Raw genomic sequence first — 25,209 nt, forward strand, 5'->3', positions numbered from 1 at the left:
CTATTCTTTTGTCTAAAAAAACCTTCACCTAGTGAAAGGTAAAGGTTCTTTGGACTTATGGACGCCGTTTTCGATTTGGGTCCATTCCTATCAGCTTAGTGACGAGCACCATTGTGACAGGCAGTGATGTATTCTTTTTATACGCTAAATATTTTCCGCGCCATTCTGGTTTATATTTCTGTTTAAACGACCGTAAGCCGCTGAAACTATACATATATCTGACGTTATTGAAGATGACACTCGCCAAACGTTCTGTCAGAAAGGACTGATGGAACGTGCCTACATTCGATAATGGCGCCATTCCCATGTTAAAGGATGTGTAGCCTTGTTCTTTCGCCCATTGGAAGAGGTGGATAAACAGCGCATCCATCATCCCGTTCGGTGCATCATGCATATGACGCATGAGGTCGATGGATATCTCTCCTTTTTGGTACATCGGCATTAAGGACACAAAAGATATGATCTGCCCTTGTTCATCCTTTAAAATCGCAATCGGTGCTTTTTGAAGGTAGTCTTCATGGAAATAGCCTAATGAAAATCCTTTTTCTTTTTTCTTGCCCAGCCAGCTGTCAGAGATTTGTTTTAAGGTTGAGATCAATTCCTCTGAAAAGGGCGGCTCCAGCATTTCAAACGTATAGCCTTCTCGTTCAAATTTATTTGCAACAGCCCGTAAGTTTGATTTTTTCTTTCCTGACAAAGAGAACGTTTCTAAATCGACCATGGCTTCTTCCCCAAGCTTAAAGAAGTGAAAACCTAGGTCATGATAAAGCGCCATTCCTTCACGTTCTACTTGATAAAAAGCGACACGATAGCCTGCTTTTTCTGTCTGCTCCAAAAATTCTTCTAGTACAAGCGGATAAGAGGCTTTACGGCCAGAAGGATCTCCAAGCACAATAACGCAGCGGCCAATCCGGCCAAACTGAAGCATCGCCTCTCCATCACTTGAGAAAAACAGTTTTTTGTCTCCCAAAAAACCTAGATGACTAAGAGCATTGCCTCCCTTTTCTTCGAGAAAAGTTTTTAATTTTTCTTCATCTGCTTCTTCGCCGATTGGAACTGCTTTTTTATTAAAAATCAATTTGCTAATGAAAAAGAAAAGAGGGACGCCAATTAAAGCAATCATACTGGTCATCGTGATATGCCGTTCATTATGAACCAAATAGTCCTTGCTTAGGAAATGACCAATTTTCATCCAAATGAAGTTCCCAATGACATTATAGTTAAACAACACGAGTAAATATCCGGCGGCGGCGGCCACAAACTGATTCAAAGAATAAGGGGCCTGCTGCTTCACAAATTGATTTCGAAGCGAGAAAAATACCACCATGATGACCGGCAATATAAAGATCAAACTCAGGTTAAACCCTTTTAGTAAAGTAAACACAAAGCCGCCTGCTAGGGCAATCATTGTCAATAGATAAGACCGTTTCGTTCTTTTATACACTTCAATGGACAAAATCATTAAAATGATCCCGAACATTAAAGAAAGACCATTAAATCCTGATAACAAAAAGCGTGGAATGGTTGTAATCACACCTAAACGATCAACAGGAAGCACAACGGAAGCCATAATGAGCAAACCGCTTCCAAACGTTAAAATGGACAAAGATCCGTACAATAAACGGATGAGCAGCGCTCGGTGCAAAACAATTAAGACGTTCGTTGTTTCAATAGCGGGCGCCATTCTCGGATTGCCTTCAAGACGCCTGAGTGTTGTTCCAGTTAAATCGTATGCCGCTAGACAAAGTCCAAGAATAAACGGGAAAATGGAGTAAACGAAGCGGTACAAGACAAGCGCTGTCAGCACCATCTCTTTATCAAACCCAATGTATTGCATACTGAGTAAAAAGATCAGATCAAACGAACCAAATCCGCCCGGAACCATACTGATTAAACCGCCGATTGACGCAATCGCAAAGACGCCTAATACAATACGGACATCAACGTTCATCCCCATAGAGACAACAGCCATGTACATGACAAGACCAGCTGCCAGCCACTCTAAAAACGATGCACCAATATAAGCATAGATCGGGTGCTTCAGTCCGTTTTCACCGCTCTCAATCGAGCTTTTTCGAATGGACGCCATGATGATGTAAATGGGCACAATACAAGCAAAAATAATGACAAATGCCCATAACCACGGCTCCTGACTAATAATACTTTCAACTGGCAAGACCCTAACTAAAATCAAATCACTGAAAATAGATAAGCCCAGCAGAACAGAGGATGTTAAAAGGGCAATGCCTTTCAGCAGTTTTTTCGTATCTGTTATGTATTCCTTGTATAGGAGCGTTCTAAGCCCTGCTCCTGATAAACCACCGAATCCAAGTACACTATTAAAGGAGTTGGCGATCCAAGAAATTCGGATCGTTTTCCAGCCGCTGATGGGCATATCAAGGCTTTTTCTTAAAATAAAATCATATAAGGACATGGATAAAACAGCGACAAGTCCAAGAAAGACAAGAATAAACAAGTCCATTCGATTCAAGCTGTCAATAATATAAAACGTCTTTTTAATGGAAAGGCCGCTCAGCTCCTGCTTGGCGACAAAAATTAAGACAAGGATGATCACGATCGGAAAGAGCATTTTTAAGATCGTCATACCCGTTTTTTTGTTCCACATGTTTTTCCCAACTTTCTAAGTTGCTTCATTAATTTCAACTGACCATTATTATACAACAAATACCACTTAATTCATGCAGTTTAACATTCAAAAGCTTCATGATACTTTCAATTAGAAGTAAAAATCAGTAATATAAAGAAAAGAGCCGCTTAAAGGAAGTGAACAAGCGTGGAATATAATATTCATGACACCACCGTACTAAAAGAGGAAATCCTATCTCCTGAGGAAAAAAAGACATGGGTGCTGTATATGAAAGTGCTCACTGCTGCAGGACTTGGAGATGTTTCTGAATGGATGAAGCTGGATATGAGTATGCCTCAAATGAAGGTGCTCATGCTGCTCAATAACCATGGCTCTCTTAAAGTGTCCGAAATTGCTGAAAAAATGGGGGCTTCTTTGTCCAATATGACAGGGCTGCTTGATCGGTTAGAACAATCGAACTTTGTGGAACGAAAGCATTCTGAGCGTGATCGTCGAATCATTGTCGTCGAATTGACAGAGGAAGCGAAAAATATTTTCAGAAGTATTTATCAAAAAGGGCATGAAAAAATTAAAAATTCCCTGCAACGGCTCAATGACGAGGAAAAAGAAAAAGTTAATGAAGGTCTAGCCATTTTAGAAAAAGCACTTCGTCCTGAACGTGGCTAAAAAAGAAAAAAAGACGGTCACTTGAGGTCCGTCTTTTTTAATTCTTCTTTTCCTTGTTTATCTGGGGTGAAAAGATATTGACGAATGACTTCCCGATCATCCCACAGGAGATAACCTAAACCGATAATGAGAAAAATGATGCTGATCCACGTACCGCCTGGGAGTATATCTTCCAGTTCCTCGATCGTTCTTACTGTGCTTACATTTCCACCATAACGAATCTCAAACAAAACGAATTTTGCTATATAAAACAATGCCGCCATGCAGATAAACATAGCGCCGACAATTCTTCTACTAGACATGTGTTGACTCCTTTACTTCCACTGATTTCTTTTGATTAATTCCGTGATATGGGCGAGATGATGCTGTGAATGCCAGACGTACATTCCTGTTGCATCATATAAGGACACCGTTTGTTGATCGGCCGGATGGTAATATGCAGCGTTGAAATCTTCCTCTGTCATCTCGCGAAGTAATGTGACCCACCGGCGATGCAGACTGCTGATTAACGGCAGTGATAGGCTGATAGGCGCCTTACTGTCAGGAAGTGAAGCAAATGCCTCCTGATCATATGGACGTATGTGCGGTGTTTCTTCTGTCAGCGCAAGCTTAAATCGCAAGTAAGCGTTCAGATGGCTGTCCGCTACGTGGTGAATGAGCTGACGAACAGTCCATCCACCTGGCCGATATGGGGTATCCAGCTGATCATTTGTCAATGGGACAACTGCCTCTTCATACTTTTGAGGAATGAGTGCCAGCTCATCAATCCATGCCTCCAGCTGCTTTTTCGTTTGTTGGTCCACCGGTTCATATAAGCCAATCGGATATTGTAATGATGTCATCTATTGCCCCTCCTTAAAATCCTTCTAGAACAAATTTACCTATCATCTTCCCTTGCTCAAGTGTTTGATGTGCCTGCTTCAAATTGGCGGCATTGATGGGGCTGAGCACCTTTGTTAATGTATGTTTTAACTTCTTCTCTTCAAATAATGTACTCGCTTCTTTTAAAAGCTCGTGCTGCTTCATCATATCCGATGTTTTGTACATCGGCCGTGTGAACATGAATTCCCATACAAATGCAGCACTTTTATTTTTGAGTAATTGAATGTCTAAATGCTGCTGATTTTCAACAATGGTACAGATCGTCCCTTGAGGTTTAATCGCTTCTGCCATCCCTTTGAAATGGCCATCTGTATCATTTAAGCATAAAATGTAATCCACTTCGCCAATCCCTTTTTCCTGAAGCTGCGCTAAGAGCGGCTGATGATGGTCAATGATATGATCAGCCCCTAATGAGAGACACCATTCATTTGTTTCAGGTCTTGATGCAGTGGCGATCACAGTCGCCTTTGCTAATTTGGCGAGTTGAATGGCGATAGAGCCCACTCCGCCTGCTCCACCGATGATCAGCAAGGTCGAGCCTTCTGCATTCCGCTTCATATGCATTCGGTCGAATAGCGCTTCATATGCCGTAATTGTTGTAAGAGGCATGGCAGCTGCTTCGGCAAAAGAGAGATTTGCAGGCTTTTTCGCCACAATTCTCTCATCCACAAGCTGGTATTCACTATTTGAGCCTTGTCGCGTGATATCTCCTGCGTAATAGACGTGGTCACCCGGCTGAAACAACGTACACGCTTCGCCCACTTCCACCACCGTACCGCTTGCATCGTAGCCAAGAATTTTCAGTTCTTCTTCTTTCTGATTCTTCGGTGACCTCACCTTTGTATCCACTGGATTCACCGACACAGCCTCTACTTTCACCAAAATATCCCTGCCAGCTGCTTTGGGCTTTGCCACCTCCTGATCGATCAAGCTTTGTTCATGCTCAATTGGCAAATACTCAAATAGTCCAACTGCTTTCACTCGCTCGCACTCCCTTTCTCCATGCTTCTTTTCCACATTTTATCATACATTTCTGATGCTGATGGATCAGTCAGCAAGCGATTGCACATTTAGGATTTCTTCAAAGCCCTTCGTTCCCTCACGATGTAAGAAGGACGAGCCTTTTGTAAAGAGAGGACATAGGTGAACCAGCCGCTCGATTTAAAAAAGTACTGAACATAATAAAACTGAATGTGCTGCAAGAAAACGACGATGAACAGAAAAATTGTGAATAATAGCGTCACAATGTCTCCCTGCATCGATCCACTGATCAATAACATCACAAAACCGAGCATCATGAGCTGTTCGAGCCTCTGCACGATCTGGATAACGAGATGTCCCCGTTTGGTTAGGTCACCTGATTGACGCTTTCGAATGTTTCTTGATTTATAAAACCATACGATACTTGTCACTAGATGATGAATGATAAAAAGAGAGATCATGACCATAAGTAAAGGAGTTGATTCAAAAAGGTCTTTTATAATGATTGGGATCACCAAAAAATAAAATGCGGTAAATGCGTGTCTACCTGATAAGAGAAATAGTTGTTTTTCTATGTATCGCTGCATGTGTCTCACCTCTATATGTAGTACGTCTCATTTGTCATAAGGTTCCTTCTGCCTATCAAAAAAGATGCCCTGAAAAAGGCATCCTTCATGAATCAAGCTTAAAATGCAGCACTCAGTACGACAGGGCCTTGCGGAAGCTTGTTATCCTTTTTTGGTTCAAGGGTGACAGCCACAGTATCCCATGATTCGTTTGCTTCTTTTTCAGATAATGCATAGGTGACGGTGCCCTCCCCTTTGCTATCTGTTTTAAAGGCACCGGCCGGAACAGGCTGATCTCCTTTAATGAGCCATACTTGATAAACAGCCGATGAATCAAGCTGGCCTTTTAATCCGTCTGCACTCACGACAAGCTCTTTTTTGCCGTGATGCTCAATCACTGAAAAAGCACCCGTTGTTTTTGCCGATTCGGCAGATGCCAGTGATTTTGTCGCAACAACTTTGACAGGTTGTTCTGCTTGATCTGTTCCATTTGTTAAGAAATACACGTTCCCAGCTGCAGAAATGAGAAGTAGTGCGGCAACGAGAGGCAAAAGCCATTGATTTTTCTTCTTCATTGGCGGTTTCATCTCATTTGCATCACGAACTATTTTGAGATCTTGAGGCGGGTTCGATTTTGCAGCGATTGTTGTCTCTCGTATCTCTTCTGCAAATACTCTTGATAAAATGCGGTCTTTCATCCCTGCCGGAGGCGTTTCGTCCTCTGCTAGAAACGGAATATCAGACATGAGCGATGTCAGTTCTTCAAGCTCTTCTTTGCAAGCCGAGCAATGTTTGATGTGTTCTTCAAATTGCGTCTTTTCTTCTCCTTGTAAATGCCCGTTAAAGTAATCAATGACTTGATGTTTACACTGAGTCATGCCTCTTCCTCCTTTCCTCCGCGAGACAGTTTCGTTCGTAAATGCTTCAATGACAATCGAACTCTTCCCTTCACCGTTCCAATAGGGATGCCTAGTTTTTCCGCAATGCTCTTTTGTGTCATTCCTTTAAAATAGACATCTTCGATGATGGTTTGCTGTTCTTTCGACAATGTTGATACTGCTTCACGTATGATTTGTTTTTCTTCGTTCCATTCTACTTCTTTTGACACATCTTCTTGATGATCTGCCAAGTATTCAATATACTCATCTTCAAGAGCTGTTTCATTTCGGTGTTTCCTTAATAGATCGATTGCCGTGTTTCGTGACATCATAAATAACCATGAGGAAAATTTCCCTTTATCTGTATTGTATTCTCCTATGCCGCGCCAGAGCTTGATAAAGACTTCTTGAAGCACTTCCTCCGCCAGCTCACGGTTTCCAGTCATTTTATAAATAAACGAATATAACACACGTTCATAGCGATCGTACAATAATTCAAGCGAGGGCTTATGTCGATCATGTTTGATCTTGTGATACAGCTCAAAATCCTTCAGTGTGTCCATGGTCATCTCCTTCCTTTTTCATGAGAAAGAGCATTATGCATTCATCATGAAATCTTCACGTATGGCTCATCACTCAAATTGCTGAGATCAGCCTCCTTTGTACTTTACTCTTTTTTCAAGAAGAAAAAAAGGGCGCTGAAAAAGGAAATGTGTTCCTCATGAGAATGTACATACTCAACGGATGGATTGACCATTTGGATCACCCGCCTCATTGAAAGTCAAGAATCCATGTGTTTCATTCACTGTTCAGTTGATTTTAGCAAACTCTCATTCGTCTCTCAATTTACATCAGGTAGAACGCACCCTTTCAACATGTCATAATAGAACGAAACAGGAGAACTGGAGTGTCCGTCAATGATTGTAACGATTGTTCTTTTTTTATTAGCTGGTCTGGCTGAAATAGGTGGCGGTTATCTTGTCTGGCTGTGGCTGCGTGAAGCAAAACCCGTCAGCTATGGAATCGCAGGTAGCCTCATCTTGGTCGCTTACGGCGTCATCCCTACATTCCAGCAGTTCCCGACCTTTGGGCGGGTTTATGCGGCCTATGGCGGTGTTTTTGTCGTTCTCGCTGTGTTTTGGGGCTGGTGGGTCGATCGCAAAACCCCTGATTTCTATGACTGGATGGGTGCTTTGATCTGTTTAGCTGGTGTCAGTGTGATGTTATTTGCCCCCCGCAGTTAATGGTCGGATGATGATCACACGCTAAAAAGCCGGCAATATGCCGGCTTTTCCTCTTTTACATTCTAAACTGTGTTTCATACAAACGCCGGTACATCCCGTCCATTTCCAGCAGGTCTTCATGCCTGCCTTGCTCCTTGATGCCCTCTTTTGTCAAAACCACAATCCGGTCAGCATGCTGGATGGTCGCTAGGCGATGCGCAATAATAAACGTGGTTCGTCCTTCAGATAGTTCTTCAAGTGAGCCCTGAATAAAGGATTCTGTCTCCGTATCCAGAGAAGATGTGGCTTCATCTAAAATAAAAATTGGTGGATTTTTAAGGAAAATACGTGCAATGGAGATACGTTGTTTTTGTCCGCCAGATAACATCATTCCGCGTTCACCGATGATCGTATCAAGCCCATTTGGCAAGCTATTTACAAGATCCTTTAGTTGGGCTTTCTCCACTGCCTGCCACACTTCTTCATCAGATGCATCGAGTTTTCCGTATAAAATGTTTTCTCGGATGGTCCCATGGAATAAATAAATATCTTGCTGGACGACACCAATTTGTCTACGCAGCGAAGGAAGTGTCATCTTTCTTGTCTCTATGCCATCAATTGTAATGGTACCCTCCTGCCATTCGTAAAAGCGTGGCAGCAAACTACAAAGCGTCGATTTTCCAGCACCAGAGGGACCTACGACCGCAATGGTCTCTCCTTGTTTCACCTCAAGATTGATGTCATGAAGAACCGGTTTGTCTGATTCATATTGAAAAGACACATGCTCAAAAACGATATCCCCATTTAACTGATCAACTTCAATGGCATCATCCGCATCCTTTTCATCTGGCGATTGATCGATGAGTGATGCAAATCGTTTAAAGCCCGCTGCACCTTTTGGATACATTTCAATGACTGCATTGATTTGTTGAATGGGTCCTAAGAAGATGCCTGTTAATAGCACAAATGACACAAATTCCCCATACGTCATATTTTTTTGCAGCACAAACCATGCGCCGCATACAAGGCCAAACACTGTCACACTCTTAATAAGAAAATGACTGACAGCGGTATGCACAGCCATCATTTGATATGTGGTTAGCTTTGTCTTTCTAAATTGCTCGTTATGTTCAATAAATCGGTCCATTTCATGTGATTCATTTCCGAATGCTTTCACAACCCGTATGCCACTAATATTGTTTTCCACACGTGAATGGAATTGACCAATACTCGAGAACATTTTATCAAAAGCAGCAGACATTTTTTTCGTAAAGTAGACGGATAATCCGATCAAGAATGGAACGACAATAAATGTGAGAACTGCCAGCTGCCAATTAATCGACAGCATCAAGCCAAAGGCACCCGTGAGTGTCATGATCGCGATAAATAAATCCTCCGGGCCATGATGCGCGATTTCTCCAATATCCATTAAATCATTTGTCATACGGGACACGAGTTTTCCCGTTTTCTTTTTGTCAAAGAAGCGAAAGGACATTCTTTGTACATGAGAAAATAGCTGATTCCTCATATCCGTTTCTATATTAATGCCTAATTTGTGCCCAAAATAGGTCACGACATAATGCATCGTAGAACTGATCACGTATAAAACGAGGAGCAGAATGCCCCAAAACCAAATGGCATCCCAATCACCATTTGGCAGCAAATCGTCCATCACTTTACTGATGGCAAGGGGAAAGGATAATTCGAGTAAGGCTGCCAGTACCGCACAGGAAAAATCTAATATAAACAGCCCCATATATGGTTTGTAGTATGAGAAGAAACGCTTTAACAATTGACAGACCTCCTACCGATCAGACATTTCTGTCAATATGTCAGCAAACTCTTCCGCTTGATTGGCTACTGCAATCGGATCGTAAGGCCAGAAGAACTCTGTATCCATTTGATAGGTCTGCTCTTTTTTGACAGATTCTAGACTCTTCCAAATAGAATTGTTTTTATCAAATGTTCCGCCGTTGCTTTCATCAATGAAAATGTAGTCTCCTGCATATTCAGGAAGGGTTTCATACGAAATGACTTCATACCCTGTCTTACTTTTTAAAATCGTATCTCTGACCTGTTTTGGCGGGTTTACCTGTAATTGCTGATATAATGCCTGCCCGCCTCGATAAATTCCGTTACCATATACATAGACATCATTTTTAAAAGCGCCCATGATCGAGACCGTTTCATTCTCTTTTAAAGCAGACTTCACTTTTTTCCTAGCAGCCTCAATTCGTTGATCGAAGGCGGTGAGGAATGCTTTTCCTTCCTCTTCTTTATTTAAAATTTTTGCCAGTGTCGTCAATTCTTCATGTGCATCTTTGAAAGAACCGTAAGGATACACGATGGTAGGCGCTATTTTTTTGTACACATCATAGACTTTTTCATCCTGTACGGCTGTGATAATCAGATCAGGTTTTAAGCTAAGTGCTTTTTCAGCTGAACGTTCGTCACTGATGTCCTCTATTCCTTTTATCTTGTCCTTTAAGTGTACGTTCTTTAAATCCTGCGTGGTCGATCCCACAGGCTGAACGTCAAGTGCAATCACACTCCCTAAATATCCATCTACAAGAATTCGTTTAGGTTCAGCTGGAATCTCTATCTTTCCTTTCACTGTTTCAACCGATTTCGTTTCTTGCTTTGATTCTGCTGTTTTGGCTTGTTCTTTATTGCCACAAGCCGTCAATATCATTAGAAGAATGACAGCACATATCCAATACGTCTTTTTCATCTCCATATTCCTCCTTCATTTTCGCCACTACAAATGAGAATAGTTATCAATTACTAGTCTCATGTATTCTATCAACCTCACCCGTAGTGGTCTATGGAGGATTCTCGCAACTTACATATGGACAATTGTTGGATAGGCTGGCTGTGTCAATTGAGAGACAAACCGGTCCATTAAAAGAAGTGCACGCTCTCCTTCATCAAATCGAAACTCCTCCAGTTTTACTGGATAAAAGGTACCATTTTTCACAGCCGATAATTGACGAAGAACATCACTTTCTTCCATTCGCTTGTCCATTTGCTTATACCACCCATATTGGTCAGAGACAATAAAAAACATATGATCCGCCTCGTATTCTCCAAGTCTCTCTAAAGGAATGACTGTATGTTGATTAGGAAGAAGAACTTCTTCTAAAATGGCTTTTGGAGGTTTTAAGCCAAGCGTTTCGTAAAGATAGAAGGCCCCTCTTGCCTCATAGGACCACATATACACTTTGTCATGTCCTCTCATTTCATAGATCGCAACGGTCTCGCCTTTTTCTCTAAAGGAAGACAGGGTGTTTCTTGCCTTGTGACTAAGCTGTTCAAATCGTTTCACCCAATCGTTTGCCTCATTTTCTCTTCCTAAAAGACGTCCTATAGACAGTACCTCTTGTATAGCATGATGACCGGCGTATGGCAGAACAAGAACAGGTGCGATTTGCTCCAACCGCTTGATCAATGCAGGTTTTGAATAATAATAGTTAGGGACGATGATGACATCTAATTGAAGTGATTTAAAGACGTCATCAGGCGTATGTTCATTTATGACGAGCGAACCGGCCAGTTGTTCTTTCAGTATATCTGAATGGAGATCGGTTTCTTCGTCAATACAAACAGGCTCAATGCCTATTGCAACCAATGACCCGACAAATTGAAAAGCAGCAATCCGCTCTGGTCTTCGGTTCATTCGAAACTGACTGGGCGTTCTCCCTGTTTTTTGACGGAACTTCCTGCTGAAATATAAACTGTCTGCATACCCGACTTGCCGTGCTATGATTTGAATTTGATCGTCTGTTTGCAAAAGACGTTTTTTGGCTTCGTCTATTCGAATTTGTGCAATGTATTCTGTCACACTCATTCCCATACTTTGTTTGAAAAAGGTAGAAAAGTAACTCTCATGAAACCCCATCTTATGAGCTAAGTCTTTTCTTGTTAGTTTTTGATCATAATGCTTAGCCATATACTGCAAGATCATGTTAATCGAATAATGCACTTTTTCGTTGTATGGCTTGGATTGTTTGCGGAAAATGGACATGATTTCTTCCAGCCATTTCGCCTGTTCTTGTATGATTTGGCTCGTCTGTATTTGTTTGATGTAAGAAAAAAGGACGGCAGAGCCTTTCACCACTTCCCCGTTATCAGGGAGATGATCATAATTCACCTTATAGACCAATTCATTTTGTGCATCATGTGCCAGAGTGAATTGGTCAAATGTGACAGTATAGATCACTACTTGCTCGCTGGATAAAGATTCAACCATGACATCTATTCCTGAGCGGATCAACACACTGTCTTTGGCGTTTAGCTCATATCGAATTCCTTCCATGTCAAGTCTCACCGCACCGTCCGTAGTCAAGAACATCAGTGAAGATGTTTGCCATGAGTCCGTTTGTTTCACAGAAAGAGATCGTTTACTGCTTTCTTTCATGCGAAGAATTGTATGAGTATAGGCGGTCATTTTCTCTTTCTCCTTCCATATAAAAAAGTGCTAAAATAAACCATTTTAGCACTTCAATGTCTGACCGAATGGTGATTATCGCGCTCCAGCCGTTTGTAATTCTTTGTTTTTCTCTTTAAAGCGTTCATTATGTGAAGACACGTACGCTACTTTTTCTGCTTCTGGTTCGATGTATAGCTTTGCGCTATTGAGTGCATTGACTCCATCAACAAACGTACCGGCAATTAAACGCACTTTACTTTTATGTGTGCATAAGTCGCCAACTGCATAGACGCCAGGTAAATTGGTTTCCATCTTTTCATTGACCTCGATGAGTCCCCACTCACCTTGCTTGAGTCCCCATTCTGATAGAACGCTTAAATCACCTTTCATGCCATGGTTCACGATGACAGCATCGGTTTCGATTCGTTCGATGTCGCCTGTTTCTAAGTGCTGAATGGTGACGGCTTCAATTTTGTCACCTTGACCATGAAGCTCTGTGAGTTCATGCGGTGTGAGAATGCGAGCACTAGATGCTTTCATGTTGGCGACGTTTTTTTCATGTCCACCAAACATATCACGACGATGCACAACGGTCACACTTTCTGCAATTGGAACGAGGGCATTTGCCCAATCAACAGCTGAGTCTCCTCCTCCAGAGATGACTACCCGCTTTCCTGCAAACGTCTTTAGCTCCTGCACGGTGTAATAAAGGTTTGTTACCTCATAACGGTCTGCATGCTCGATTTCAAGTTTTCGCTGAACTGGAATTCCGTGACCCATGGCTAAGATGAGGGTCTTTGTCAAATGACGATCGCCATTTTCAGCCGTCAGCAGGATATGACCATTCTCATCCCGCTCGAATTGCGTGATTTTTTGATTCAACGCAATCTCTGGTTCAAATGTTTTCGCCTGTGTTTCTAGCTGCTGAATCAGCTGTTCACCTCTTGTTGGCGGCAAACCGCCCACATCCCAAATGACTTTTTCAGGATATAGAAGGATTTTTCCGCCAAGACTTTCGTTATACTCCAGTACCTTCGTCTTTAAATCCCGCATCCCACTATAAAAGGCGGTGTACATTCCTGCTGGACCGCCGCCAATAATGGTAACGTCAAACAATTCAAGTTGTTCTGTCATTTGAGTCCCTCCAGTTTTTCATCGATTGATCTATTTATAAGTGATATTGATTCTCATTATCATATGTACCTATTGTAGTCTACTCTGGTGAAGGGAATCAATAGCTTTCTGCAAAAAAAGAACAGGACGAGCGCTTTCTCGTCCTGTCAGCCATCACACAATCGTTAATCCAAGGTCCTTTAATTCCAGCGAAACAAGTCTTGCAATCGCATCTGCTCCTTCTTTTGTAAAGTGCGTGCGATCCTCAATGCCTGTTGACAGCATAAAGTAAGAAGTCGTTTTCTCTATGCCGGAAATTTGATAAAACTGGAGACTAACTGTATTTAAATCAACGAGAAGAACTTCTTCTTCATCGGCTAGTTCTTTCATCGCGGCACAGTAATCAGGGAAATCATTGATATATTCTCCGTCTTTTTCATGAAAGCGGCCGACAGGGGTTAATAAAAGCGGTGTAGCTCCTTTCGCTCTTGCTCCGTGAATATATTGAGACAAATAGCTTTTATACGTTGTGAAAGGATCTGTATGCCGTTCGGGCTTCTCCGTTGAAGCATCATTGTGCCCCATTTGTGTAAACAGCCAGTCCCCAGGCTGAATGTCAGCTAATATTTTATCAAGCCGTCCTTCTTCAATGAATGTTTTTGAGCTTCTTCCACCGATTGCACGGTTGTCGACGCTCACACCCTGCGCTGTGTAGCGATGTAAAAACTCTCCCCACCCTCCTTGAACAGGACGATCTGGGTAAGATGAAACGGTTGAATCACCAGCTAAATAGATGGTTGTCATGTTCATACGCCTCCTTTTTCATATAGCCACTCTAATAAGCGATGCGGACATCCAAGTGGCTGCTGAAAAGATATGAAACAATCAGCATCGCTACTTCATTCATTCTCTTTTTAATGATCAAAACCCTGCTTACCGGTAGATGTGAATACGTTAAATATGCGGCGGAAGTTCTACTTTTGTCTCAGTCGCTCTCTTTAATGCCTGAAGCATATAGCCAATTCCTTTATATGGAGCCAGCGGATAAATCGCTGTCTGATGAGGAAGTAATAACGGATCGATCACCTTTCGATATTTCTTTCCACCTAGTATCACTAATTCATCATATGCAGTGAGATGTTTTTCATGAAATTGCTGATTTAGTGCTTCTCTTGTTATCTGATCAGTATGCGGTGTACCAAAAGCCACATCATAATTTTCATGAATAATATCATCTGCCTTTAAGAATCCATGCTTCGCTGAAATGATTAGGTAGTCTGAAAAGAACGTTCGCGCATAGCTTTTCGTACGCTGATGCAGCGGACTTAAATAAACGAGGTTCGCCGGCTGGCTCCCTGCCTCTGGATGGACGTCCCATATTTTCTTGGCGCCACATGGAATGATACAAACTCGCTTCACTTGATTTTCTCCTTCCTTCGTTGATACATCCGATACAACATACAACCTAGCGCTGTGCCAAGTGTATTTAAGAGAATATCATCTATATCGCTGCTTCTTGTAATCATACCAGATTGCGAGAATATCCATTGAAGCACTTCAATTATTGTTGACAAGAAAAAGCCAGCAAGAATTGCCTTTTGCCAGCGCAAGGTTCGGAATGCTTGATAAAGAAAAAAACCAAGTGGCACAAATAACAAAATGTTCCCTGCCAAATTTAAAAAAACAAGATTGGGATAGCCATGATGATAGGCATGGAGATTTTGATAAATGGACTGCAAAGGCATGAGGTTGACACTCACCTGATCCCTTGGTGCGGAAAAACGATTAGGAAAGACCGTCAAATATAATAAAACATTTGTATACATAAACAGACAGGCAAGAACGATTTCAGTTCGTAAATAGATAAATCGTTTTTGTTTTTTCGCCTGTCTGTATCTCATATGTAAATAGAGCGGGACGAGCAAGAGGAAATAAGTCATGGAAAACATCGCACTGAATGTCATACGGAGAGCTGCCCCTTTCTCACATAATGCTTGACCATATTTACAGCTTATTCAGGCCTGCCCGCATCTATTCATCACTTATTCTCCTATTCAATGACGAGAAACCCATATTGACAAATCGTCATTTTCTCGGTATACTGACTGACATTCAGTCATTTTAAGGTCGGTGATCCTGTGTCAAAACGAGAAAAAATTATGCTTGCTGCGATTGATGCCTTTAAAGAGAAAGGAATCGAAAAGACGACCATATCGGATATTGTGAAAACTGCAGGTGTTGCGCAAGGAACTTTTTATTTATATTTTCCTTCAAAGCTGTCTGTCATGCCTGCCATCGCTGAACATCTGATCGCACAGATGGTACCAGCCATTGAAATGGAACTCACTCAGCATGCGGATGTACTTGATCAAGCAGATGCGCTAGTTGAATTTATTTTCTCTTTTACAAGACAATACCGTGATGTTCTTGCCCTAACGTATTCAGGTTTAGCTGCCACCGAGCATTTAAAGGAATGGGAAGATATTTATGAACCGATTTACAAATGGGTCGCTTCTTTTTTAGAAAAGGCAAAACAGGACAAAAGAGTACGTGCGAACTTGAACTGTCAATATGCTGCGAAATTCATTATCGGTTTACTTGAATCATCAGCTGAGCAAATGTACTTATTTACAGAAACAGATACAGAAGAGGTTCTGATTCAAAAACGAGAGGTGAAGCAATTTCTCCTTTACGCACTTGGCATAGAGACACCTTAACTTAGTACAGCACTTGCTGTACGCTCTTTTTTGGTTTTAAAATGACGAATCGTCAGTTTTCAGTTTTAGGAGGAAATACGATGAAAAAAAGCTGGATGTATGTTGCACTCACATGTTTATTTGAATTACTTTGGGTGTTTGGTTTAAATAGAGCTGATGCTGTGTGGGAGTGGGCGATCATTATCTGCCTGATCCCGGTTGATTTTTATTTTTTAATGAAAGCCTGCGAGAAGCTGCCGACAGGGACTGTGTACGCCGTGTTTGCAGGAGTTGGAACGATTGGTACATCTTTGATGGATTATGCGCTGTTCGGCGGTTCGTTTTCATTAGAAAAGCTTTTATTTATGGGCATTTTAATTCTCGGAATTATTGGACTGAAAGTGTCTGATGGAGATGCACATGAGCAGAAAGGAGAAGCGGTATAAATGGGCTGGTTTTTTGTACTGTTGGCCTCTGCCTGTGAAATTGGCGGAACCATTGGTCTCAATATGTTTAGTAAGAAAAAGCAACTCACGACAGGCATTATATTTGTCGGCGGATTTGCCTTATCCTTTTTGTTTTTGTACGCCTCGTTCTCTTCCGTTCAAGTCTCCGTTGCCTATACGGTTTGGATTGGACTTGGAACAGCGGGTTCTGTCTTGTTTAATATGATTCTATTTAAAGAGCCGAAAAACATGATTCGTATCCTCAGCTTGCTGCTGATTGTGATAGGTGTGGTTGGGCTGAAGTTGTTTGCGTAATAGAAAAAGCAATGGAATAGATTATCCATTGCTTTTTAAGTTAATTTTTATACTTTTCTTGGTACGCTTTAAATTGTTTTTCGTATTTTTGCAACTTTTCCCCATCAACTTTTGAATTTAATTTCGGTTTCCGCTTTCCAATCACCATTACATCTTTATCTACAATAGGACTTGATAAAAAGATATATGGTGCAAAACGATCACACTTCGTATTTGGAAGGGTGACGGATAATCTAGCGTATTCTTCTGTCGGGAATTGGTTTGAAATATCAAGTTCCTTGAGTCCCTCTAATGCCGATATTGGCTCTAAAGACTCGTCCTTCACTTTTATATTTGATAAGCACAGATATTTTAAATTCTTGAGGTATCTTAAAGGTTGAAGCGTATTTAAATTTAATGTATTCCAAATCCCACCTGACAATTGTAACCATTCTAAACCAGTGTTTTTTTGCAAAGGGGCTATGTCATTCAACTTTGAAAAATCTGTTAAGGATAAAGATTTTAAAAAAGTGTTTTTTGATAGATCCCATAAACTTTGTGCCTTTGTATTCCATTCAAGTGACAATACCTCAACATCTTGAAGAGAACTGATGATTGATAAATCTTCTACTCTCAGTTCACGCATATAGAGCATTTTGGGATTAACTAAGCTCAAGATCGTATTGAATTCCTTTTGGCCCACTTTGTAAATCCACAATTTCGTCAGGTTAGAAAAAGAGTTCAACCTTTCAATATTTTTAGTTTTTCCTGTGATTACTAACTCAGTGGCATTTTCATCTACATCGGCTAAATCATGAACAGCTTCTGGTCGTGCATCATGACGAAAAATATAATTCAGGGTCTTCTTTTAACATTCTTTTACCTCCATACCTACTAATGACGGATATCTAAATGAATTTTATCAGAAGTTTGGAGTCAAAACTGATTCTTTCCGATATTTTTGCCGGAGAAATAGGGGAAGGGATAAAAACTAGATGATCTTCTTTGTCCGTTTAACCACAATCCGCCGATGATTACGTCTGTTAAAATATGGAGCAACAACATATCAAATAAACAAATAAAAGAACTCCAATTCATATACGAATTAGAGTTCTCATTATATAACTAATACAATTTTCCCACCTTAAAACCGAACCCGTTAATCAAAGCCCTTCCTTTTTTATTTCTCGTTTAATGTGGATCATGCTGCTCAAGCAAGAAATCCATTGCGTAAATCGATTCGCCTTTTTCATCCAATAAAAAATACACAATCAAAGGCTCTCCAAAGGACCCTGTCTGCTGCGTGAACAAAACACATGTGAATTTTTCAATACCTATCGGAATCTTTCTTCTTAATAAAGGATGAAGAATAGGCGAAATCCGAATTGTATCTATATCCACATCCCAACGTTCGTTTTTTAAAGTGGGATAATGCTCTACTAACAGTTGGTGTAACATGTCGGTCGTGAGCGTTGCTTTTCCATCAAACTCATCATCTATTATGTTGGTGTTATACATCCGACGGTTGCTTATCCTTTGAAGCATTGATTCGTATTCCTTTTAAGACAAATCGTTTCTGGCCATCAAGAGTACAAGTGATCAATGTCAGTTCATTTTTCCCGCGATCCTTTAGTACATCAACATCCGTCGGTTCTATCGTAGCTGAGCTGACAATTTTGTATTCGTATGTTTCTGCTTGATGATGTAAGACGACTTTTTCTCCTTTAGGCACCTCTGGCAGCTGCCGGAAAAGCCGGTCGCCTCTATACCCTCTATGGCCTGCAATCGTGAAATTTCCTTCACCTGGCATTTGATGAGATTTGATTTGAGTCAGTGCAATACCTAAATTTTCTTTTGTTGTAACAGGTAGCACTTTTTCGTTTAAATCAATTGACGGGATCTCAAGCTCCATCGTATCTCGCAGGTCTTCTTCTGACACAGTTAAATGTGGAATAGAAGAAAGGGCACCACTGTCATTTTCTTCAATCATTTTCAATGCCTCTTCCATGGCTGCTGCCTCTTGAGACGTTCGCCACTCATATAGAAAAGGAACGGAGATGAGCATTAGTCCTGCGACCACCAAAAAGCTGCCTAATAAGGTTCTTTTTTTCATCAATACACTCGTTCCTTCCTTTTACTGAATGGTCCTTCTTCTGACTACAAGAAGAACAGTTCCAGACACTACTAGTAAAATCCCTGCATACATCAAATAACGTAGCCATTCTTCCCCAGTCTTTGGCAATTCACCGTTTGAGTCATGAGGCGGATGTTGATCCCCTTGATCTGAAGCTGGAGGATTTGTGTGGTCCACTTCATTCTTCATTGGAGCATTTTTCACAATCAATGTCTTGATCTCCACTTCGCCCATTTGAATTGTAAAAGCGAGTGGTTTTTTTAACGCTACATAACCATTTGGAGCTTTCGTCTCTGTGAGTGTATATTCACCAGGTTTAAGCCCTTTGACAATGGCTTCTCCGTCTTTTCCTGTTGTCACAGATTTGATGATTTTCCCAGCTTTTGTACGAATGTCAAAGGCTGCACCTTTTAAGGTTCTATCAGTCTGCTGGTCTACCTTTATGATACGCAGACTTCCTAAAATCAAGTGATTCTTCGCTGTTAATTGAAGAGGCTTCTGCTGATTTTTCTCAATCGTAAACCGGATCGGCTGATCATCTAATTCATAGCCATGAGGCGCTTTCGTTTCAACGAATTGATATTCTCCCGGTTTTAGATCGGTGATGTGAAGCTTTCCTTTTTGATCCGTTACAAGTGATTTCTTCAGCGTTTTCCCGTCTTTACTCTGAAGAGCAAACTCTGCGTTTTCCAGCGTGTGTCCCTCATCATCTACTTTGGTCAGTTCCACTGCTCCCGGCGTCAGTTTGTTGATCATTTCTACTTTTGCTGGTTTGTCTTGACCTAATCGAATCGTAAATGAGACAGGTGTCTGATCCAATTCATAGCCGGCAATGCTTGCTGTTTCGACAAATTGATAGGTTCCTGGCTTCAGTTGATCGACTGTCAGTTGACCGTTTTTGTCTGTCTTTAAGTCTTTCTTCACACGCTGATCGTGCGCATCAATCAGGTCAAAGGTCACGCCAGCGAGCAACTGACCATCCTCCCCTTTTTTCTCAAGCTTCACAGCACTTGTCGTCCGAATATTTTCTTTCGTCACTTTCACCAGTTGATTTGGATTGAAATCAATCTTGAAGTCTACTGGTTCTGCATCAAGTTGATGTCCAAAAGGAGCCTTCGTTTCAACCAATTGGTAAGCGCCTGGTTTCAAATCGTTGACAGTGATGATGCCTTTTTCGTTGGTTGTTAAACCTGACATCAATTCTTTACCATCATCATTGAAAAGGGTAAATTCTGCGCCTTTCAATCTTTCTTTTTCTTCCCCTATTTTAGTTAGTTCTACAGAACCTTTCTTGAGCTGATTGATTGCCTCCACTTGAATCAAGTCTTTTTGACCTAATTCAACTTCAAAAACAAGTGGTTTCGCACTCAATTCATAGCCTTCAAGACTCTTTCTTTCAACAAATTGATATTCCCCAGGTTTTAAACCTGTGAAGGTAATCTTTCCATCCTGATTGGTTGTAATCCCTTCTCCTCCTGCCACTATCTTTCCTTTGGCATCAGATAGATCAAAGACAACCCCTTCTAATGATTTCCCATCTTCTCCTTTTTTGTGTAACAGCACTCCGCCAGTTGTGCGGCTATTTTCTTTTGTCACACTGACCAGCTTCTCAGGGTTAAATGGAATAGCAAAAGTGACAGGTGTTTCGTCAAGCTCATGACCGAATGGCGCCTTCGTTTCAACAAACTGATAGGTTCCAGGTTTCAGATCGTTGACGATGATTTCTCCGTTCTCATCTGTGACGAGACCTGTTTTTATTTCTTTTCCATTTGCATCTACTAGCTTGAATTCTGCTCCTTCAAGCACATCATTCTTTTCACCGAGTTTCGTGAGCTGGACAGCTCCAGTTTTGAGATCATTGATCACTTTGATCTCTGCCGGTTTTTTTTGTGCGATTTCGATGGTAAATGGATAAGGTTTATTTTTCTTTTGGTAACCATCAATACTCTCTGTCTCCGCAAGCTGATATTTGCCCGGTTTGAGGTTGTCGACCAACAGCTTCCCATCTTCATCTGTTGTCAAATCTTTACGCACGACTTTGTCATTTTGATCCAAGACTTCAAATCGAACACCTTGAAGCTTCTTGCCATCTTCCCCTTCTTTCATCACTTCTAATGCATTTGTTTCATAGAGGTTCTTTTGTGAAATGATGACTGGTTCTTTCGGATCGAGTGGTACTTCAAATGTGATGGGTGTTTCATCTAATACATAACCGTCTGGTGCGTTTGTCTCAATGAGCTGATACGTACCCGGTCTTAGTTCGTTGATCGTGATCTTGCCATCTTTTCCTGTGACAAGCGCACCATTTAGCTCATGCCCATCTTGATCTAAGAGCTTGAACTGTGCACCTTCTAGTCTCTCTCCGCCTTCACCTATTTTGCTCAATTCTGCAGAGCCTTTGATGATGTCATTTACTGCAGTGACAACCGTTGTTTCTGTTTGATTTTCTTTAATGGTGAACGGCCATTTTTGCTGATTTAATTGATAGCCTTTCGGTGCGTTTGTCTCAACAAAGTAATAAGAACCTGGCTCAAGATGTTTGAATAGGATTTCTCCTTTTTCATCCGTTTTCAAGTGGGTTTGGACGGTATCTCCGGATTCATTTCTCAGTTCAAATTCTGCATTTTCTAATGCCGTACCCGTTTCTTTGTCTTTTTTCGTGAGCTTCACATGCTGGCGGATTTCTTGGTTTTGCACCGTCATGCTATTTCCTGTTTTCGTTTGATCTCCTGATTCGTAAGGCTGATCAATCGTGACATTGATCGGTTCCTTCGTTTTCAAATAACCATCAGGTGCTTTCTCTTCTGTCACGATATAGTCACCATACAGAAGACGATCAAATCGAAGAGCTCCTTCTTCATCTGTTGTCTTTGTTCCAATGACGATACCGCTCGCAGCATCTGTCAGAGAAAAGGTTGCTCCTTTTAGCGCTTTTCCACTACTCGCATCTACCTTATGAATGGTTAAAGCGCCAATCGCTCCTGTGCCATCTCCCATGCCAGCGGTACGTTTGACCACAATTGAGGCTTCGGATTCCTTTTTGATTTCTTTTACATTTTCACCTCTAAACGTTACTTCGTTTTGAAGTGTACTTCCCACCTTATCTAAAATGAGAGATTGGTATTCTAAAATATAGGGTCTCGTGATTTCTTCTTTAAATTTGATTTGAAAAGAATCTGGATCGAATTCAAGGTCTAGTTCATAATCCTTCCCTTTTTCCAGCTCTTCCTTTTTGGTCACTTGCCCCTTTTCATCTATTGTTGTCGAGTACAGATGAAATGAGTTTTCTATTATGGCTTGGTTACTGCTCGGATGGTCGATAATCGTCGCATCTTGGACTGTTGATTGTCCAAAGTTGATATTCAGTTTCCAATCAATGACTTTCCCTTGTTGATTTCCTGATTTGCTCGTGTATTTCCCTCCATTTGGAATAGACACCACAGCATTCACGTCTGATTCTTTCGTCTTTCCATCATAAAGGGTCGCTTTATTTTCGTAGGTTTTCTGTACTAAATCCATTCCTTCAACACTTGTTTGATACGTGATTTTGTATGGGGAATCAATGGCATGTTTGAAAATGACTTCGAAGCCTGATTCTCCCTTTTCATTTTCGAGGAATTTGATGTCATAATGTTCTTTCGCTAATACTTCTTTTTCTTCCGCACCATTTTCCCCGCCTTGTAAATCAAGCGAGTAGACGATGATTGACTCTTTAAGCAAACGCTGATTTCCTTGAATGAAATCCTCGATTTTCGCCTCTTCTAGATGCTTCAAATTATAGTTCACACCGATATTCCATGTGATCTCTTTTTGCTTTGCATCATATGTTCCATTCTTGAACCCATTGGACTGCGTGTATGTGTCAGGCGTAAAGACAGATTGGTTTTCCTTCGTCAAATCCTTGCCATCTTCATTTACCCATTCAAGTTTTACATGGTTACGTAGGTTCTTTTGATCTTTATCTGCTCTTTTTTCATAATCAAAAGACGTTGTATATGTGATGGTATGTTCTGTCTTGATTTCTTTCGTAAATTGAATATCAAATCCATTTGCATGTTCAACGATTTGATAATCTGTGCCTTCTTCAAGCACTGTATTATCTGTCGTCACTTTTAAACTATCTTTTTGCAGCGTCAATCCTTCGTTTGTAAACGAATCTTTTAATATTACGTTGTTCATGGTTTGTTGATCTTTGTTGAAGATGATACGCCATGGAATGGTCTTGTTCTTGTAATCCGGTGTTCCGTGGTCTTTCGTTAGGATTTGCTGATCAATTCTTTGCTTCCCTTGTTCGCTCTCTTTGCCAGCTGTTACAGTATTGATAATGTCTTCAGCTTCGAAAATTCGCTCGGTTGCTTTTGTTTGATATGTGATCAGGTAAGCCGATTGGATATCTTGATTGAATTGCAAGGTAAACCCGTTTTGTTCATCCTTTTTTTGAGGTTGAACCACATAATCTTCAAACGCTTTTGTTCCTGATTCTTTGCCATTCTCATCAATTGTGACTTCTTTGACTTGAATTGAATCAGATATTAGCGCCTGTGTACCGTTAAAGAAGTCTTCTATTAAAGCATCCTTTTGAGCCAGCTTTTTTTCGTTATAGTTATACCGAATTTCCCAAGTAATCGTTTGAGTGACTGGATCGTAGTGGGCGGCTTTTTTATTTAAAGGACTGCCTCTTGTCACATTCACGGTTCCTTCTGCTGAACTAATCTCTTTATCAGCAGAGACAAGGGACGCTTTATTACGAAACACAGACTGATCTTGATTCGTAATGTCCGTTTCATACATTAAACGGTAAGCGAGATGCACGTCATCTTTAAATTCGATCGTGAAATCTTGACCATCTGCTGTTTGGCCGATGGTGTAGTGATTTTCGTCAAGCAGCTGTCCAAGCGATGTTTCACCATTTAGCTTTGTATCTACACGATAAAGCTTGATTGAATCTTTTTTTAACGCTTGACCTTCTTGAATCGGATCTAACAGTTTCGCTTGTTTCACATCATCTAAGTCCATATTAAAATCGACTGTCCATTGAATGGTTTCAGCATTGTAAGATCGATTGGGTTCTCCCTTTTTAGAGACATTCGGACCATTTGGAATGTATTGAATCGGAATCGATATCGTATCTTTGCCTTCAATCGGGGTAATCACCACTTCTTTTTCTTCAGTGATCACTGTTTGTTTATCTAATTGTGTCCAAACTTGAAGTGTTCCTTGGATATTTGAATATTGTTTAATAAAATCTGTGAATTCGATAGAGGCATTTCCGCTTTCATCTACAGAAAAATAACCGATGATCGATTGATTAAATTTCATCTCGAGACGATCGATTTTTTCGTAAATGACTAATTCCTCTGGAACCTTGAAATGGAATTCATCCCCGCCATTATAGTTATGACCATTCGGGATGGCCCACTTATAGTTAATGGAAATCAGTGAGTTGACGTCAGGCTTATCAACTGAATTACCTTCCTGATCTTCAAAAATTAATTTCGCGTCAGTAAGGAGATTTTCTTGTATCTGCATTTGTTTTGAAACACTTTGCAGCCCTACACGCTTAGACACGTTCACTTTGTTTTTTAGTAACTCATCTTCATCGCTTTGTTTCGTTTGAGCGGCTTCTTGATTCTTGTCTTCTTTTTCAGATAAGGTTGAATCATCTTTTGGAAGGCTTTCTTCACGCTCGTTTTGCTTTGTTTTTTCTTTTTGCTCAGCTATACTGGTGACATTGATGTCTATTGATCCTTCTAAATTTGGATTAATCTCAACATCGTCTTTAAATATGACTTTCACTTCATTTTGTTTTGAAACAGTATACTCGCCAACAATGATGTCATCCACTGTAATGGATTCCTTTTGCTCCTTCTCTACCTGTATGGCTGAAGGAAGAGTGTGAACATACGGATATTGTTTTTTTAGATCTATTCCTTTAATCGACCAATGCACAATGGCCTTTCTAACTTGCTGATCTTCTATGTTTGATAACTTGTTGCCTTCGCTATCAGCAAATTCAATATTCCCATAGATATTCTCTTGAATGTCTTTAGCTTGTGCCCCTGCTAAAGGCAAGATTCCTAATATACTAGACTGTATGACTAACACCGCAATGAGAGCCAATGACAATATTCTTTTCAATACATCCACCCTTTTCTAAAATTAATTTTCAACAACGATTAAAAAATCATTTGTATACTGTCTGATCAATCACTCCGCTTCTGATCAAATTTTTCTAAAAATTGCATCTTAAGACCCTATGAATAAAATGAGTTGATCAACCATGAGTTTGAAAG

The 25,209-nt window shown here is 40.8% G+C and carries 23 protein-coding genes; 5 read left to right on the forward strand and 18 right to left on the reverse strand.

Going from position 1 to position 25,209, the window contains the following annotated elements; all coding sequences use genetic code 11:
* Positions 1 to 55: 55 nt before the first annotated feature.
* Positions 56 to 2,626 carry a bifunctional lysylphosphatidylglycerol flippase/synthetase MprF gene (gene mprF / locus ACTJKA_RS13760; RefSeq protein ID WP_057078307.1) on the reverse strand — a complete coding sequence of 857 codons (2,571 nt, stop codon included), beginning with the start codon at positions 2,624 to 2,626 and terminating at the stop codon, positions 56 to 58.
* 168 nt (positions 2,627 to 2,794) lie between these two features.
* Here mprF and ACTJKA_RS13765 point away from each other — a divergent pair, with 168 nt between their 5' ends.
* On the forward strand, positions 2,795 to 3,274 hold the full coding sequence (locus ACTJKA_RS13765) for a MarR family transcriptional regulator (RefSeq protein WP_008341672.1): 480 nt from the start codon (positions 2,795 to 2,797) through the stop codon (positions 3,272 to 3,274).
* Positions 3,275 to 3,291: 17 nt separating this feature from the next.
* Here the strand turns inward: ACTJKA_RS13765 and ACTJKA_RS13770 are convergent, their stop codons facing one another.
* The 6 genes from ACTJKA_RS13770 to ACTJKA_RS13795 all read right to left on the reverse strand — a co-directional run bounded on the left by ACTJKA_RS13770 (position 3,292) and on the right by ACTJKA_RS13795 (position 7,144).
* A complete protein-coding gene (locus ACTJKA_RS13770; RefSeq protein WP_046527466.1) occupies positions 3,292 to 3,576 on the reverse strand; it encodes a hypothetical protein in 285 nt (94 codons plus the stop codon).
* A gap of 12 nt (positions 3,577 to 3,588) precedes the next feature.
* Positions 3,589 to 4,116: a YfiT family bacillithiol transferase gene (locus ACTJKA_RS13775; protein ID WP_041506578.1), complete on the reverse strand. Its 528-nt coding sequence runs from the start codon at positions 4,114 to 4,116 to the stop codon at positions 3,589 to 3,591.
* 13 nt (positions 4,117 to 4,129) lie between these two features.
* On the reverse strand, positions 4,130 to 5,137 hold the full coding sequence (locus ACTJKA_RS13780; RefSeq protein ID WP_052320912.1) for a zinc-binding alcohol dehydrogenase family protein: 1,008 nt from the start codon (positions 5,135 to 5,137) through the stop codon (positions 4,130 to 4,132).
* A gap of 89 nt (positions 5,138 to 5,226) precedes the next feature.
* Positions 5,227 to 5,724 (reverse strand): hypothetical protein, encoded by a 498-nt coding sequence (locus tag ACTJKA_RS13785; protein ID WP_440607800.1) that lies wholly within the window; start codon positions 5,722 to 5,724, stop codon positions 5,227 to 5,229.
* Positions 5,725 to 5,822: 98 nt separating this feature from the next.
* A complete protein-coding gene (locus tag ACTJKA_RS13790; RefSeq protein ID WP_048002705.1) occupies positions 5,823 to 6,581 on the reverse strand; it encodes an anti-sigma factor in 759 nt (252 codons plus the stop codon).
* Positions 6,578 to 7,144: an RNA polymerase sigma factor gene (locus ACTJKA_RS13795; protein WP_440607801.1), complete on the reverse strand. Its 567-nt coding sequence runs from the start codon at positions 7,142 to 7,144 to the stop codon at positions 6,578 to 6,580. The genes ACTJKA_RS13790 and ACTJKA_RS13795 overlap by 4 nt, the downstream gene beginning before the upstream one ends.
* Before the next feature lie 354 nt (positions 7,145 to 7,498).
* Here ACTJKA_RS13795 and ACTJKA_RS13800 point away from each other — a divergent pair, with 354 nt between their 5' ends.
* The gene (locus ACTJKA_RS13800) at positions 7,499 to 7,825 is read left to right on the forward strand and encodes a YnfA family protein (protein WP_017358827.1); all 327 of its coding nucleotides are present in this window, start codon (positions 7,499 to 7,501) and stop codon (positions 7,823 to 7,825) included.
* Between the two features lie 55 nt (positions 7,826 to 7,880).
* Here ACTJKA_RS13800 and ACTJKA_RS13805 read toward each other — a convergent pair whose 3' ends face one another.
* The 7 genes from ACTJKA_RS13805 to ACTJKA_RS13835 form a co-directional block, all read right to left on the reverse strand.
* Complete coding sequence (locus ACTJKA_RS13805; protein WP_007496669.1) at positions 7,881 to 9,596, reverse strand: ABC transporter ATP-binding protein; 1,716 nt, start codon at positions 9,594 to 9,596, stop codon at positions 7,881 to 7,883.
* A gap of 12 nt (positions 9,597 to 9,608) precedes the next feature.
* Positions 9,609 to 10,535, reverse strand: a complete 927-nt coding sequence (locus ACTJKA_RS13810) for an ABC transporter substrate-binding protein (RefSeq protein ID WP_216943069.1) — start codon at positions 10,533 to 10,535, stop codon at positions 9,609 to 9,611.
* 111 nt (positions 10,536 to 10,646) lie between these two features.
* The gene (locus ACTJKA_RS13815) at positions 10,647 to 12,251 is read right to left on the reverse strand and encodes an AraC family transcriptional regulator (RefSeq protein WP_265153650.1); all 1,605 of its coding nucleotides are present in this window, start codon (positions 12,249 to 12,251) and stop codon (positions 10,647 to 10,649) included.
* A gap of 75 nt (positions 12,252 to 12,326) precedes the next feature.
* A complete protein-coding gene (locus ACTJKA_RS13820) occupies positions 12,327 to 13,367 on the reverse strand; it encodes an NAD(P)/FAD-dependent oxidoreductase (RefSeq protein ID WP_007496663.1) in 1,041 nt (346 codons plus the stop codon).
* A gap of 153 nt (positions 13,368 to 13,520) precedes the next feature.
* Entirely contained in the window at positions 13,521 to 14,150 is a 630-nt protein-coding gene (locus tag ACTJKA_RS13825; protein WP_017358823.1) for a rhamnogalacturonan acetylesterase, read from the reverse strand.
* Between the two features lie 150 nt (positions 14,151 to 14,300).
* Positions 14,301 to 14,765: a DUF6884 domain-containing protein gene (locus ACTJKA_RS13830; RefSeq protein WP_181891237.1), complete on the reverse strand. Its 465-nt coding sequence runs from the start codon at positions 14,763 to 14,765 to the stop codon at positions 14,301 to 14,303.
* A complete protein-coding gene (locus ACTJKA_RS13835) occupies positions 14,762 to 15,310 on the reverse strand; it encodes a VanZ family protein (protein WP_045034495.1) in 549 nt (182 codons plus the stop codon). The genes ACTJKA_RS13830 and ACTJKA_RS13835 overlap by 4 nt, the downstream gene beginning before the upstream one ends.
* A gap of 174 nt (positions 15,311 to 15,484) precedes the next feature.
* Between ACTJKA_RS13835 and ACTJKA_RS13840 the strand changes: the two genes are divergently transcribed.
* The 3 genes from ACTJKA_RS13840 (at position 15,485) to ACTJKA_RS13850 (ending at position 16,803) form a co-directional block, all read left to right on the forward strand.
* Entirely contained in the window at positions 15,485 to 16,063 is a 579-nt protein-coding gene (locus ACTJKA_RS13840; protein ID WP_017358820.1) for a TetR family transcriptional regulator, read from the forward strand.
* Positions 16,064 to 16,143: 80 nt separating this feature from the next.
* Positions 16,144 to 16,488: a DMT family transporter gene (locus tag ACTJKA_RS13845; protein ID WP_003217798.1), complete on the forward strand. Its 345-nt coding sequence runs from the start codon at positions 16,144 to 16,146 to the stop codon at positions 16,486 to 16,488.
* On the forward strand, positions 16,489 to 16,803 hold the full coding sequence (locus ACTJKA_RS13850) for a DMT family transporter (RefSeq protein ID WP_017358818.1): 315 nt from the start codon (positions 16,489 to 16,491) through the stop codon (positions 16,801 to 16,803).
* A 40-nt stretch (positions 16,804 to 16,843) separates the two neighbouring features.
* On the opposite strand, the gene ACTJKA_RS13855 is transcribed toward ACTJKA_RS13850, so the two are convergent.
* The 4 genes from ACTJKA_RS13855 to ACTJKA_RS13870 all read right to left on the reverse strand — a co-directional run bounded on the left by ACTJKA_RS13855 (position 16,844) and on the right by ACTJKA_RS13870 (position 25,054).
* Complete coding sequence (locus ACTJKA_RS13855; RefSeq protein ID WP_407708000.1) at positions 16,844 to 17,458, reverse strand: leucine-rich repeat domain-containing protein; 615 nt, start codon at positions 17,456 to 17,458, stop codon at positions 16,844 to 16,846.
* Between the two features lie 515 nt (positions 17,459 to 17,973).
* On the reverse strand, positions 17,974 to 18,300 hold the full coding sequence (locus ACTJKA_RS13860; protein WP_336750353.1) for a hypothetical protein: 327 nt from the start codon (positions 18,298 to 18,300) through the stop codon (positions 17,974 to 17,976).
* Entirely contained in the window at positions 18,293 to 18,895 is a 603-nt protein-coding gene (locus ACTJKA_RS13865; RefSeq protein WP_284564956.1) for a class D sortase, read from the reverse strand. The genes ACTJKA_RS13860 and ACTJKA_RS13865 overlap by 8 nt, the downstream gene beginning before the upstream one ends.
* A 21-nt stretch (positions 18,896 to 18,916) precedes the next feature.
* Complete coding sequence (locus ACTJKA_RS13870; RefSeq protein WP_440607802.1) at positions 18,917 to 25,054, reverse strand: SpaA isopeptide-forming pilin-related protein; 6,138 nt, start codon at positions 25,052 to 25,054, stop codon at positions 18,917 to 18,919.
* Positions 25,055 to 25,209 lie beyond the last annotated feature (155 nt).

Origin of the sequence: Bacillus sp. 22190, from assembly GCF_052045575.1 — a bacterium.
GTDB lineage: Bacteria > Bacillota > Bacilli > Bacillales > Bacillaceae > Bacillus > Bacillus altitudinis.